Origin of the sequence: Geobacter sp. OR-1 (assembly GCF_000813145.1) — a bacterium.
Classification (GTDB): Bacteria; Desulfobacterota; Desulfuromonadia; order Geobacterales; family DSM-12255; genus Geoanaerobacter.
Genome location: NZ_BAZF01000025.1, coordinates 17,595 through 30,059, shown reverse-complemented (window position 1 = coordinate 30,059; position 12,465 = coordinate 17,595). Strand labels below are relative to the sequence as shown.

Sequence of the window (12,465 nt, the reverse complement as noted above, 5' to 3'; positions counted from 1 at the left end):
GTTGGATCGATAGTGGAGATGATGCGAGACGGCAGAAGGAGCGGATAATGAAGAGGATACAAAATACTGTTTGCCGGCACGGCGCACTTTTTATCTGCTGCTGTTGTGCGTGGGTTCTGTGTTGCTATCCTGCGTCAGCACAGAATATTGTTGAAGAATGGAACGCAGTGAAGGCGCCGCCGGCGCCGGAATTAAAATCTGTGACAATAGACCCGAAAGTGACGGCGCTCCTGCTGCTCGATTTTAACAAACAGACCTGTAATGCCGATAAACGTCCCCGTTGCATTGCTTCCATTCCCAAGATGCAAACAGTTCTTACAAAGGGACGCGCCAAGGGGCTTTTCGTGGTGTACAGCATCTCTGCCGGTGCGACTGTTGGCGACATTGCCAAGGAGTTGGCGCCTGTCGGGAATGAGCCAGTTGTGACATCGGGACCGGATAAATTCCTCGGGACAGATCTGGAGAAGATCCTTAAGGAATGCAGGTAATCGTTCCCGTGGATGGCATGTCTGCTGAGAGTACCTATGCTGAGCAGTACGTGGCCTGGAATATGGTGAACGCCCCGCGCGTCTCGAATAAGTCAGTGCTGACAACGATTGAAATGATTAACATGGGTAACCCTTAATCCCGGTATATCGCACAGTTCCCTGCCTTGAGTCATCCTGCGCGCTGAAGTGTCTATATCCCGTCAGCAGCACATGAATAAATCCAAACACGAAAGTTAAACATCAATTGCCGGCGATATTGTTCTTTTATTGAACAGTCGGCCCGGTGCCAACTAGTAATTTCAACCGGTTGAAAATGGTATGACTCGTGCTCTTTATACCGGCAAGAGGTGCAACCCATGAAAACACTAATAACCTTTATAATCGTCCTTGCCAGCGCGGCTAACGCCATGGCAGTTTGTGAATACAGCAAGATTCTCGATGCCGATGACGACGAGAGAATCAACTTTTCGATGAAAGTGAATAGCCTGACGCAAAAGGTTATGGGGATCAGTTTTGAGAAGCGGGATAACTTGCCTGATGAAATTTCGGCTGGGTGCATGGCGTGCCACGATGGTACTCTGGGCCCTGGTGGGGACGTGAAACGCTCCCACGGAGAAAATTCCACCATCAGCGGCAGTCACCCGATCGGCGCGGATTATAACAACATCTCCTATACTAAAAACGGTTATCGCAACATCCATAACATCAGGGCGTCCATAAAGTTTGTTGATGGCAGACTTGGATGCCTCTCCTGCCACGATCTTCAAAACAAAGAAAAGAACCAACTGTCAGCATCCATGAATGGCAGCATGCTTTGTTTTGAATGCCACGCCAAATAATTACCCCGCAGTTTTAGGCCGCTGCTGCCGCAGGAACAGCCAGGCGAGCGGCGGCAGCACCACCAGGAAAGCATAACCGAGAAGCTGGAAGGTCTGTTGCACGCCGACACTGTCGGCCAACCGGCCGATGAGCGGGCCGGTGCAGACGAAGAGCAGCCGGAAGCAGAGCGACTGCAGCGACAGCAGCCCGGCCCGGTGGGTTGACGGGCTCTCCTGCTGCGCATGGTCGAGCAGCATCGGTCCCCGCAGCCCCCGCATGCAGGTGAGCAGGTAATAGCAGAGGAACCCCCAGATCCCCCCGCTGAGTCCCAATCCGCAGTACCCCAGCCAGATGAGCGCTAGAAAGAGCAGCACCATTGCCCGTTCCCCCAGCCAGCTTCGCACCCGGTGGCTCGCCAGGGCGCAGACTGCCACGGTCAGGTTGGCGCCGGTCCAGATCGGGCCGAACCAGCCGAGCGGCACCCCGGCATGCTGCATGTAGGGCTGGATCAGCCAGACCGGATAAAACGAGGCAATGCCGAGCACGGTGTTGAGCAGGATGGTGGCCCGCAGCCGCGGGTTGTCGAGAAAGGCGTAACGCGCCGTGTGCCAGGCCTCGGCCAGATGGCTGGCCGGCCGGTGCGGTTCGCGGGCCGGTTCGACCAGGGTGCGAGTGAGCAGCAAGGCGAGCAGCCAGACACCCACCTGCAGGATGAACGGCAGGAGCGGCGCTGCTGCGTAGAGCGCTCCGGCAAAGAGTGCTCCCAGGGCTTCGCCGGCCTGGCCGAAGCCGCTCATTCCTCCCTGGAGGCGGGCGTATTCCTGCTCGCGGCCGGAGGATTTGAGGGTCTCGTAGAGGAGCGCGCTGTCCGAGCCGCTGATAAAGGAGAGGGAGATGCCGAGCAGCATTTCGGCGGCCAGCACATGGGAAAAGCTGCCGGCAACGGCATAGACCCCCCAGCCGATCACTCCGGTAACCGTGGCGATGGTAAGGGCGGCCCGGTAGCCGATCCGGTCGCTGACATAGCCGGATGGGTATTCCATTACCGCCATGACCACGGAAAGGATGCCCTGCAGCAGCAGGATCTGCGTGAGCGACAGGCCGATCCGGTCCTTCCAGAACAGGGTGATGATCGCCATCGGGAAGAGGGTCATCTGCAGGAAGGAGAAGGCGTACAGCTTGGCGATGTTGCTGTTGAGCCCGATTTTCCGGGTCGATTCGACGGTTGGCGGCATGGGGCCATGATAAGCGCTCTATGCCTGTTTTGTCCAGCATGGCCGCATGGACGTGCGCTCCGCCGGGAAGGAGGGAATGAATATTTGCCGAGTAAATTGCTTGGTAACGTTGTCATGAAAGCAAATATCCGGTATACTAAAATGGTGTTATTGCTGTTGCTGATCAAGATCAACGAAGGTTTTAAAATTACGGTGAATACAGATTAATAAACTCTGTTTTGCCGATGTATGGCCGGCACGGTAACGGAAGGTGATGACAACATGGCCCAAGTATTTGAACTGCGGAAATTCGTTGCTCCCGAATTCATCTTCGGCGTCGGCTCGCGGCACCTTGCCGGCCGCTATGCCAAGAACCTCGGGGGCCGGAAGGTGCTGGTGGTATCCGATCCGGGTGTGGTGGCCGCCGGGTGGACCGCAGAAGTAATTGCCAGCCTGGAAGAGGCCGGGGTGGGGTATGCGCTCTATACCGGGGTGACCCCCAATCCCAAGGTCGAAGAGGTGATGGCCGGGGTGGCGTTTTTCCAGGCGGAGCGGTGCAACGCCCTGATCGCCGTGGGCGGCGGCAGTCCGATCGACTGCGCCAAGGGGATCGGTATCGTCAGCTCGAATCACCGGCATATCCGGGAGTTCGAGGGTGTGGATCTGGTGCGGGCCGCGATGCCGCCGCTGATCTGCGTGCCGACCACCGGCGGCACGTCTGCGGACGTTTCCCAGTTCGCCATCATCAGCAGCCCGCAGGAACGGCTCAAGTTCGCGATCATCAGCAAATCGGTGGTGCCGGACCTGGCGTTGATCGACCCCGAGACCCTGACCTCCATGAACCCCTATCTTGCGGCTTGCACCGGCCTCGATGCCATGACCCACGCCATCGAGGCGTATGTCTCGACCGCCCGGTCCACCATGACCGATCTGCATGCCCTCGAAGCCCTCCGCCTCCTTTCCGCCAGCCTGCTGCCGTCCATTACTGCCGCTGACGACCTCGGCCTGCGCACCAAGGTGATGCAGGGGAGCCTGCAGGCCGGCCTGGCCTTTTCCAACGCCATTCTCGGTGCGAACCACGCCATGGCCCACAGCCTGGGTGGGGCTCTGGACATTGCCCACGGCGAATGCAACGCGATCCTGCTCGACCATGTGATTGAGTTCAATTTCTCTGCGGTTCCGGAACGTTTCGACCATATCGCCGAGGCGATGGGGCTGGATCTGCGCGGCATGGTGTCAGCTGAGCGGAAGCGCGCCCTGTTGCTGCATGTCCGGAAGCTCAAGGCCGCGGCCGGCATTGTCAGGACCCTGAAGGGTTTGGGGGTCGGGCGCGACGATGTCATATTCTTCAGCGATCATGCGCTGAAAGACCCGTGCATGGCGACCAATCCGCGCAAGGCGTCGCGCCGAGACATTGAGGTTGTCTATGAAGAATCGCTCTGATGCAGCGGACGAGCAGGATGCCCTGCAGCAGAAACTGGCCGGTCTCGGCGAATATTCCCTCCGCAAGACCTACTACCCCGAACTGCAAGAGCGCTTAGCCGAGCTGGACCAGAGCGAGCGCTTTCTCAAGAACATCGTCGACAATATCCCCGCCATAGTGTTCGCCAAGGAGGCGAAGGAGCTGAGGTATGTGATCTTCAACAAGGCGGCCGAGGAGTTGCTCGGTTATAAGCGTGACGGGGTGCTCGGTCGTAACGATTTCGATATCTTTCCTGCCGAGCAGGCCGCAGCCTTCGTGCAACGGGACCGCGAGGTGCTGGCCCGGGGGAAACTCGTCGAAATCCGGGAAGAAACCGTAAAAACCAGCCGTGGCAACGACCTGATCCTGTACACCAAGAAGATCCCGCTGTTCGACGATTCCGGAGTGGCCCAGTACCTGCTCGGGATATCCGAAGACATTACCGAGCGGAAGCAGCTGGAAGGGCAACTGCTGCAATCGCAGAAAATGGAGGCGATCGGCCGGCTCGCCGGGGGTATTGCCCATGACTTCAACAATATCCTGATGGTGATCATGGGGTATGCCGATGTGCTGCAACGGGGGGAGGGGCTTGCGCCGCCGCAACTGGAAAGCGTGCGCAAGATTGCGAGTGCGTCTGAGAAGGCGGCCCAGCTGACCGGCAACCTGCTCACGTTCAGCCGCAAGCAGGTGATGAAGACCCGGATCGCCAACGTCAAGGAGATCGTGCAGCATATCCAGGAGTTCGTCGGCCGGATCATCGGCGAGGATATCCAGCTCAGAACAATCTTTACACCGCATGACCTGCTGGTCGACGTTGACAGCGGCCAGATCGAGCAGGTGCTGCTAAACCTGGCCACCAATGCCCGCGACGCCATGCCCAAAGGGGGCGTGCTCACCATCGAGACCGGGATGCAGGAGGTTGATGCAGCGCTGCTGCGCTCAATCAATTGGGCCGCTCCCGGCCGTTACGCCTGCATTGCCGTATCTGACACCGGTGTTGGTATGGACGAAAAGACCCGGCAAAAGATCTTCGAACCGTTTTTTACCACCAAGGAGCCGGGGAAGGGGACCGGGCTCGGCATGGCGATCGTTTACGGAATACTCAAGCAGCACAAGGGATTCGTCAACATCTACAGCGAGCCCGGGATCGGCACCACCTTCAAGCTTTACCTGCCGCTGGCGACTCTGGCGACCGATGTTGAGCTGCCGGTCGCAATCCAGCCAATGCCGCGCGGTGGGACCGAGACCATTCTGGTGGCCGAAGATGAGGCCGATGTCCGGGCGCTTGTCGAGGAGATCCTGACCGGCCACGGTTACCGGGTGCTTACTGCGATCAACGGTCTGGATGCGGTGGAGAAGTACGCCGCCCATCGGGGTGACATCAAACTGGTTCTGATGGATATGATCATGCCGCGGCTGAGCGGCAAGGATGCCTGCGTGCGGATCCAGCAACAGGACCCGGCTGCCAGGGTGCTCTTCATCAGCGGCTACACCATGGATTTTGTCCTTAATTCCGATCTGCTGGACGAGCGGACCGAGCTGGTCATGAAACCGGTGCAGCCCCTGGAACTGCTGCGCAAGGTGCGCGAGATGCTGGATGGTTGACCCATCACATCACATTACTTCCTGCCATATTTCCCCAGCTCCATGAAATACCGCGCCACCACCTGCGTATGCATCGTAAACCCCAGCTCTATCGGCCCCTCTATTACCGCCACCTCAGTCGTTTCTTCCGATGAAAACGGCTGCACCGTTCCGGCCGGTTGCGGTGTTGCCAGTCCGAATATCACCAGCGTATCGTCCAGCCCGTTGCAGACATCATACAGTCTTATCTCCTCCGGTTTCACCTCAATCCCGGTTTCTTCCAGCAGTTCGCGCTGTGCACCCTCCTGCCATGTTTCCCCGCAGTCCAGGTAGCCCCCCGGAAGGGTCAATGTCCCTTTCCGCGGTTCGATGTTTCTCCTGATCACCACGATCCCTGCCGGTACCGGGACCAGTACGACCACCACCGGAATCGGGTTGCGGTAGGTCGTGTTGCCGCACTCAAGGCAGTGGCGCGGCCATGCCGCTGCCTGCTGGAACGGTGCGCCGCACCAGGAACAGTGGGAGTCAGATTCGTACATGGCCAGTCCTTTCAGGGGTTCTCAATCTCAATCGTAATGTGATGGTAATGCAGCTTTCGTTCCGTTGTGGACATTGTATGCAAAATTGCAGAACAGGGGTTTATTGTTATGTGGTGAAATTACCCGTTGGGGAGAAATTCCTCAAACGAGCCTTGGTGTTGAGGTTAGCCATTCAGGAAATATGTCCAAAAACGCCACAGTCGAAATATTACCCGGACGTTATGCATTTGCCAAGGTGATGTAATTAAACGATAAATCAGCGTTTTATTATTTGGCACTTGGGTTGCAAAATACCGTGTAAACAAACAGTGCGGCAGAGAGCTGCACAACTATCGAAAAGGAGAAGAACATGGAAACTGAAAACAACGTAGTCGAAACCTGCACCGAGGAGCCGCGCATTCTGGAAGAGATTCAGGTCGAAGAGCTCGCCATCGACGGCATCTGCGGGGTTTACTAAGATGGCGGCGGCAGGTGCCGGAATTCAGATGCACCCTGCCTGCCGTGTCCGGCAAGAGGGGTTCGGTCTCCTGTTTTACGATTCCAGGGGGCCGAGACTTCTCTTTGCCGAAACCGGCAACCTGCTGCCGTCCGATTTCTACTCGGTCCGGCGCGGCCGGGACGAGTTTCCCGCTGGCCTGACTACCGGACAGCAACAGGCTCTGGGCAAATTTATCAACCAACTGCTGGAAAAGGGGTTTCTCCGTGAGCAATAAATACGTCGAGCAGGGGCTCTCGGCCCCGGTAAACCTGACCTGGGAAGTGTCGCTGGCCTGTAACCTTCGCTGCAGCCATTGTCTCTCATCCTCCGGGGAACCGGCCAAGGGGGAGATGACCACGGCCGAGGCGCTCGACCTGGTGGAACAGCTCCATCAGTCGCGGGTGTTCCAGATCAACTTCGGCGGCGGCGAGCCGTTCATGCGCCCCGATTTCGAAGAGATCCTGGCCGCCTGCCACAGCCGCGGCATCATGACCTGCATCTCGACCAACGGCACCATGCTCGATGCGGAGCGGGTTGCCAGGCTGGCCGCGAGCCGGCTGGTGGCGATCCAGGTGAGCATGGACGGCGCCAGGCGAGAGACCTGCGACGCCATTCGCGGCCACGGCGTCTTTGACAAGGCGATCGCTGCGGTCAAGCTGCTGGCTGCCTCAATTATCCCGACCAGTATCAATACCGTGCTTACCGGCCAGAATGCCGACGAAATACCGGCCATGCACGAACTGGCGCAATCGCTCGGCGTATCGCTCCGTGTCAGCCGCTTCCGTCCCTCGGGCCGGGGCGCGGACAACTGGGAGACGTTGCGGCCGACACCTGCTCAGTTGCTGGCCTTTTCCGACTGGCTCGCCAAGAGCGGCGATGTCCGTACCGGCGACAGCTTCTTCTCCCTGACCAGCCAGGAGCGACAGGGGCTGGGCCTGAATCTGTGCGGCGCGGCCAAGCTTACCTGCTGCGTCGGCCCCACCGGCAACATGTACCCATGCGCATTCCTGCAGACCGACCGGTTCAAGGCCGGATCGCTGCGCGAACAGAGTTTCCGGGAGATTTGGGACAATTCTGAGATCTACGAATCGTTTCGTTCCCTTCGCATCCATTCCTGCGAAGCGTGCAATCGCTTCGACCAGTGCCACGGCGGTTGCCCGGCAGTGGCCTGGCATCTGAAAAACGACATCAACGGCGGAGACCCGGAGTGCCTGGAGCGCTGCGTGACCTCGATCGCCGACAGTAATAAGACGGCCAAGGCCGCGTGATTTTGTAAGGGCGGTTCGCGAACCGCCCTTACACGATGCATCATCAACATCCTCAAGGAGTCACAACCATGATGTTCCCGTATCTGTTCTCCCCCCTAAAGCTGGGGACGGTCGAAGTGAAGAACCGGATCTCCTTCCAGCCGCATCTGACCAACCTGGCGGTCGGCAATCTCCCCAGCGAGCGGCAGATGTACTACTGGGGCGAGCGCGCCAAAGGCGGGGCCGGTCTGATCATTACCGAAGAGATGAGCGTTCACCCGACCGACATGTCCTACGAGAAGCTGATCGACGTCTACCATCCGGAGGTGATCCCCGGTTTCAAGAAGATCACCGACTATGTGCATCAGTACGACGCCAAGATCTTTGCCCAGCTGAATCACAACGGTCAGCAGGGTGACGGCTCCATATCGAGGCTGCCGGTCTGGGCGCCGAGCCCGATGCCTGACGTCCTGTTCCGCGAGACGCCGAAGGCGATGGAGCCGGAGGATATCGAGGAAGTGGCCCGCTACTTTGCCAAGAGCGCCATCCATGTGCGCGAAGGGGGCTTTGACGGTATCGAACTCCAGTTCGGCCACTCCAGCCTGGCCCGCCAGTTCCTGTCGCCGCTCACCAACTTCCGGACCGACGAGTACGGCGGAAGCCTGGAAAACCGGATGCGGGCGCCGCTCAAGTTCATCGCAGCAGTGCGCAAAGCGGTGGGGAACGACTGCACCATCGGCATCCGGATGTGCGCCGACGAAATGATTCCGGGCGGCCTCGACCTCGGCCAGGTCCAGGAGATCTGCGCCCGTTTCGAGGCTTCCGGCCTGATCGATTTCATGGACCTCTCCATTGCGACCTTCTACAACCTTTACCTGGTGGAAGGCTCGATGCATACTCCGCTCGGCTACACCATCCCGCTTGCTGCGGGTATTCGCGAGAAGATCAAGCTGCCGGTCTTCTGTACCGGCCGGATCAACGACCCGGTCATGGCCGAGAAGGTGCTGGCCAACGGCCAGGCCGACATGATCGGCATGTGCCGGGGGCTGATCTGCGACCCGTTCCTGCCCAAGAAGGCGTTCGAGGGGCGGATGGACGATATCCGTTACTGCATCGCCTGCAATCAGGGGTGCATCGGCCGGATCGGCATGAACAAGCTGCTCGGCTGCGTGCAGAACCCGGCAGTGGGGCGCGAGAAGGAGTGGGGCGAAGGGACACTGACCAAAGCCGCAGTACGGAAAAAGGTCGCAGTTGTCGGCGGCGGGCCGGGCGGCATGTGGGCCGCCAAGATGGCCGGCCGGCGGGGTCACGACGTGACCCTCTTCGACCGGAACGAAACGCTCGGCGGCCAGGTGCTGACCGCCATGAAAGGTTCGGGGCGCGACGAGTTCGGCGTCATCATCCGGAACGAAAAAGACCAGGTGGACAAGGCGGGCGCCAAGGTGAAACTGGGGGTCGAGGTGACTGCCGAGCAGCTGCTGGCGGAAAAGCCGGACGTGGTGATCGTGGCCACCGGCAGTATCCCCAAGGAACAGCCGGTGCCCGGCGCCGAGGGGCCGGCGATCTTCAATGTCTGGCAGGTGCTGAACAATCAGGCGGAGCTAGGACAGAACGTCTGCCTCATCGATTACGACGGCCACCAGCGGGCCACAGCCACTGCCGAGTACCTGGCAATACATGGGAAAAAGGTGCACATGATCACCGCCAGCCTGTTCATCGGCGCCGAGCTCGGTCCGACCCAGGACCTCTATCTGACTCGGCAGCGGTTGCTGCAGAAAGGGGTCACCTTCACCCCGGATATCGCGGTGATGGAGGTAGGGGGCGAAGCAGGTGCCAAGACCATCAAGGGATTCAACGTCTATTCCAATGCCTGGGACGAGTGGGGGCCGTTTGATTCCGTGGTCCTGGCCATGGGCCAGCGGGTTGACGACGCCCTGTACCAGAGCCTGAAAGGCAAGGTGCAGGAGCTGTACCGGGTTGGCGACGCAGTGGCCCCGCGCAAGGTCGATATGGCAATCTGGGAAGGGCACAAGATCGGGAGGGAGATCTGATGGGGACGAGCGGACAAATCCTCGCTTTTGTCGATCTGCCTGAAGGTCAGCTGGAAGAGACCGGCCGGGGGCTTCTCTCCTATGCCTCGCGACTGGCGGTCTTTACGGAAATGGCCTGGGGGGCGCGACCCTGCTTCCACCCGAGGGGGAAACCCTGGCCGGCTTTGCATCTTACGGTACACCGACAATCAGCCACCTGGAAAACGGGACTAAGTTGCTCGACACCCCGGCCCGTCTCGGGCGGGTGCTGGCGCAGCAGATTACCTCCGGGAGCGCCACCCTGGTGTTGCTCCCCCATAACGATCTGGGCACTACTTTGGCGCCGGTGCTGGCCGCGGCGCTCGATGCGGCGCTCCTGACCGAGGTGACCACGGCCCGCAGGGTGAACGGCAATCTGCAGCTCTCCCGGTCGGCCTTGGGTGGCCGGCTTGCGGAAAGCCGGGTATGGGATGGTAGCCGGCCGTTGATCATCACCGTGCCGGTGCGCTTGTTGAGCCAGGTGCTGCTCCCGTCAATCAAGCCGAGCACGCCGCAGGTGACTGCCTGGCAACCTGCTCCGAAGGCGGACGATAGCGTTGCCACCGTCGTTTCCCGGATACCGCCCGATCCCCAAACCGTAGACCTGACCGACGCGGAGGTGATCTTCAGCGCCGGCAAGGGGTGCGATCCGGCCACCTTCGGCAAGCTTATGGAGTTGTGCAAGCTGCTGAATGTCTCGTTCGGCGTTACCAGGCCGGTCTTCGACTTGGGGTGGACCGGTTTCGAGCGGATGGTCGGTCAGACCGGCCGCACCGTCACCCCGCGGCTCTACCTGGCGCTCGGCATTTCCGGCTCCATGCACCATGTGGGTGGTATCAAGGACGCCAAAAGGATAGTGGCGGTCAACAGCGATCCCAAGGCCCCGATTTTTCCCAATTCTGACGAAGGGTTCGTGGCAGACCTGCGTGAAGTAATACCGCGCCTGCTGGACAAAGCCCGGCAAGCCTGCGGAGGTGCGGCATGAGCAAGGAATTTCAGGCAATAGTCGTCGGCGCCGGTCCGGCAGGTTCGTCCGCGGCCCTGACCATGGCCCGTGCCGGCCTGGATGTGGCGCTGGTGGAACGGGGCAATTTCCCCGGCGAGAAAAACATGTTCGGCGGCCTGCTGCACCGGATGACCTCCATCGAGGAGGTGTTCCCCGACTTCTGGGAGCGGGCGCCGCTGGAGCGGCATATCGCCAAGAAGGGTACCACCTTCATGACCGATGCGGCGAGTTTCCATGTGCAGCATGAAACCGCAAGCTTCGATCGGACCCCGTACAACGGTTACACGGTCTTTCGTCCCAAGTTCGACCGCTGGCTGGCCGAAGAAGCGGTCAACGCGGGCGCAACACTCATCAACCGCTCCACGGTGGAAGATGTGGTGCTGAAGAACGGCCGGGTCAACGGTGTCACCATTGTCGGCCGTCAGGGTAAGCTGTCCGCGCCGATAGTGGTGGCAGCAGACGGCGTGCTCTCCTTTACCGCGCTCAAGGCCGGACTGCGTCGCCCCGGTTTCAACCCGGACCAGATGGCGGTCGGTGTGAAGGCGCTGTTCGACATGCCGAAAGAGGTCATCGACGACCGGTTCGGACTGGTTCGGGACCAGGGGTTTGCCAATGAATATGTCGGCTGCACCGGCGGCGTCCGGGGGGGCGGCTTCCTGTACACCAACTACGACACGGTGTCGGTGGGGATCGTGGTCCATATCAGCAGTCTGCGCGCCAGCGGCAAGACCCCATACGACCTGCTGAACGCCTTCCTGGAGCAGCCGCAGTTCACCAAGCTTCTCAATGGCGGGCGGCTGATGGAGTATTCGGCCCATGTCATCCCCGAAGGCGGCTACGCCATGATCCCCGAACTGTACGGCGACGGCATCATGGTGGCCGGCGACGCAGCGGCGCTATGCAACGCCACCGGCGTCAACCTGGAGGGGATCAACCTCGCCTCGCATTCCGGGATCCTCGCCGCCAAGACCGCGATCGAAGCCCATGAGCGCAACGATTTTTCCCGGCAGTCGTTGAAACAGTACAAGGATCGGCTCGATCTGAGCTGGGTGATGAAGGACCTGAAAGGGTTCAGGAATGCGCCGAAGATGCTCCATATCGACCGGATCTACAACGAATACCCGGAGCTGGTCTGCAGCATGATGGAGCATATCTACCGGATCGACGGCACCCCGAAAACAAGCATCCCAAAGCTGATACTGCGGGAGGCAAAGGCAAAGGTCGGGTTGAAGAATGTCTTTTCCGACCTCCTGACCGCCTGGAGGGCACTGTGAACATAGACGAGATTTTCGATTTTACCAGCTTTACCATCGACCGTGAGCCGCACATCGTCCTGGACGACAAGGTCTGTGCCGGCTGCGACGTGCGCGGCTGCACCAACTGCTGCCCGGCGCGGTGCTACACCTGGTCCGAGGCAGAGCAGAAGATGACCTTTGTGTACGACGGCTGCCTGGAATGCGGCACCTGTTACGTGGTCTGCCGGCGCAATGCCTTTACCCGCTGGCGTTATCCACGCGGCGGCTTCGGCGTAGCCTTCCGGATGACGTAAATAATTTTCT

The 12,465-nt window shown here is 59.8% G+C and carries 13 protein-coding genes; 11 read left to right on the top strand and 2 right to left on the bottom strand.

Annotated elements, in window-relative coordinates; all coding sequences use genetic code 11:
• The first annotated feature begins 47 nt into the window (after positions 1-47).
• The gene (locus OR1_RS18435; RefSeq protein WP_052440652.1) at positions 48-488 is read left to right on the top strand and encodes an isochorismatase family protein; all 441 of its coding nucleotides are present in this window, start codon (positions 48-50) and stop codon (positions 486-488) included.
• Between the two features lie 356 nt (positions 489-844).
• Positions 845-1,327 (top strand): cytochrome c3 family protein, encoded by a 483-nt coding sequence (locus OR1_RS21160; RefSeq protein ID WP_052440650.1) that lies wholly within the window; start codon positions 845-847, stop codon positions 1,325-1,327.
• Here OR1_RS21160 and OR1_RS18425 read toward each other — a convergent pair whose 3' ends face one another.
• Positions 1,328-2,542 (bottom strand): MFS transporter, encoded by a 1,215-nt coding sequence (locus tag OR1_RS18425; RefSeq protein ID WP_041974119.1) that lies wholly within the window; start codon positions 2,540-2,542, stop codon positions 1,328-1,330.
• Positions 2,543-2,803: 261 nt separating this feature from the next.
• On the opposite strand from OR1_RS18425, the gene ercA reads away from it, so the two are divergent.
• Both ercA and OR1_RS18415 read left to right on the top strand, forming a co-directional pair.
• Positions 2,804-3,964, top strand: coding sequence for an alcohol dehydrogenase-like regulatory protein ErcA (gene ercA, locus OR1_RS18420; RefSeq protein WP_041974171.1), 1,161 nt, complete (start codon positions 2,804-2,806; stop codon positions 3,962-3,964).
• Positions 3,948-5,588 carry an ATP-binding protein gene (locus OR1_RS18415; RefSeq protein ID WP_041974118.1) on the top strand — a complete coding sequence of 547 codons (1,641 nt, stop codon included), beginning with the start codon at positions 3,948-3,950 and terminating at the stop codon, positions 5,586-5,588. The genes ercA and OR1_RS18415 overlap by 17 nt, the downstream gene beginning before the upstream one ends.
• 14 nt (positions 5,589-5,602) lie before the next feature.
• On the opposite strand, the gene OR1_RS18410 is transcribed toward OR1_RS18415, so the two are convergent.
• Positions 5,603-6,106 (bottom strand): NUDIX domain-containing protein, encoded by a 504-nt coding sequence (locus tag OR1_RS18410; RefSeq protein ID WP_041974116.1) that lies wholly within the window; start codon positions 6,104-6,106, stop codon positions 5,603-5,605.
• Positions 6,107-6,455: 349 nt separating this feature from the next.
• Between OR1_RS18410 and mftA the strand changes: the two genes are divergently transcribed.
• The 7 genes from mftA (at position 6,456) to OR1_RS18380 (ending at position 12,455) form a co-directional block, all read left to right on the top strand.
• Positions 6,456-6,563, top strand: a complete 108-nt coding sequence (mftA, locus tag OR1_RS21810) for a variant-type mycofactocin precursor (RefSeq protein ID WP_082003034.1) — start codon at positions 6,456-6,458, stop codon at positions 6,561-6,563.
• A 1-nt stretch (position 6,564) separates the two neighbouring features.
• Complete coding sequence (gene mftB / locus OR1_RS18405) at positions 6,565-6,819, top strand: mycofactocin biosynthesis chaperone MftB (RefSeq protein ID WP_041974114.1); 255 nt, start codon at positions 6,565-6,567, stop codon at positions 6,817-6,819.
• Entirely contained in the window at positions 6,809-7,852 is a 1,044-nt protein-coding gene (gene mftC / locus OR1_RS18400) for a mycofactocin radical SAM maturase (protein ID WP_041974112.1), read from the top strand. Before mftB ends, mftC begins: the two co-directional genes overlap by 11 nt.
• 68 nt (positions 7,853-7,920) lie before the next feature.
• Positions 7,921-9,882: a mycofactocin system FadH/OYE family oxidoreductase 2 gene (locus tag OR1_RS18395; RefSeq protein ID WP_041974110.1), complete on the top strand. Its 1,962-nt coding sequence runs from the start codon at positions 7,921-7,923 to the stop codon at positions 9,880-9,882.
• 214 nt (positions 9,883-10,096) lie between these two features.
• Positions 10,097-10,885, top strand: a complete 789-nt coding sequence (locus OR1_RS18390) for an electron transfer flavoprotein subunit alpha/FixB family protein (RefSeq protein WP_237754352.1) — start codon at positions 10,097-10,099, stop codon at positions 10,883-10,885.
• The gene (locus OR1_RS18385; protein WP_041974108.1) at positions 10,882-12,180 is read left to right on the top strand and encodes an FAD-dependent oxidoreductase; all 1,299 of its coding nucleotides are present in this window, start codon (positions 10,882-10,884) and stop codon (positions 12,178-12,180) included. Before OR1_RS18390 ends, OR1_RS18385 begins: the two co-directional genes overlap by 4 nt.
• The gene (locus OR1_RS18380; protein WP_041974106.1) at positions 12,177-12,455 is read left to right on the top strand and encodes a ferredoxin family protein; all 279 of its coding nucleotides are present in this window, start codon (positions 12,177-12,179) and stop codon (positions 12,453-12,455) included. The genes OR1_RS18385 and OR1_RS18380 overlap by 4 nt, the downstream gene beginning before the upstream one ends.
• The last annotated feature ends 10 nt before the right edge of the window (positions 12,456-12,465 follow it).

Bases quoted from the DNA above. Each gene is read 5' to 3' on its own strand.
- OR1_RS18395 (WP_041974110.1), top strand. From the start codon at position 7,921: ATGATGTTCCCGTATCTGTTCTCCCCCCTAAAGCTGGGGACGGTCGAA.
- OR1_RS18425 (WP_041974119.1), bottom strand. From the start codon at position 2,542: ATGCCGCCAACCGTCGAATCGACCCGGAAAATCGGGCTCAACAGCAAC.
- OR1_RS21160 (WP_052440650.1), top strand. From the start codon at position 845: ATGAAAACACTAATAACCTTTATAATCGTCCTTGCCAGCGCGGCTAAC.
- OR1_RS18410 (WP_041974116.1), bottom strand. From the start codon at position 6,106: ATGTACGAATCTGACTCCCACTGTTCCTGGTGCGGCGCACCGTTCCAG.
- OR1_RS18435 (WP_052440652.1), top strand. From the start codon at position 48: ATGAAGAGGATACAAAATACTGTTTGCCGGCACGGCGCACTTTTTATC.
- OR1_RS18385 (WP_041974108.1), top strand. From the start codon at position 10,882: ATGAGCAAGGAATTTCAGGCAATAGTCGTCGGCGCCGGTCCGGCAGGT.
- ercA (WP_041974171.1), top strand. From the start codon at position 2,804: ATGGCCCAAGTATTTGAACTGCGGAAATTCGTTGCTCCCGAATTCATC.
- OR1_RS18415 (WP_041974118.1), top strand. From the start codon at position 3,948: ATGAAGAATCGCTCTGATGCAGCGGACGAGCAGGATGCCCTGCAGCAG.
- mftA (WP_082003034.1), top strand. From the start codon at position 6,456: ATGGAAACTGAAAACAACGTAGTCGAAACCTGCACCGAGGAGCCGCGC.
- mftB (WP_041974114.1), top strand. From the start codon at position 6,565: ATGGCGGCGGCAGGTGCCGGAATTCAGATGCACCCTGCCTGCCGTGTC.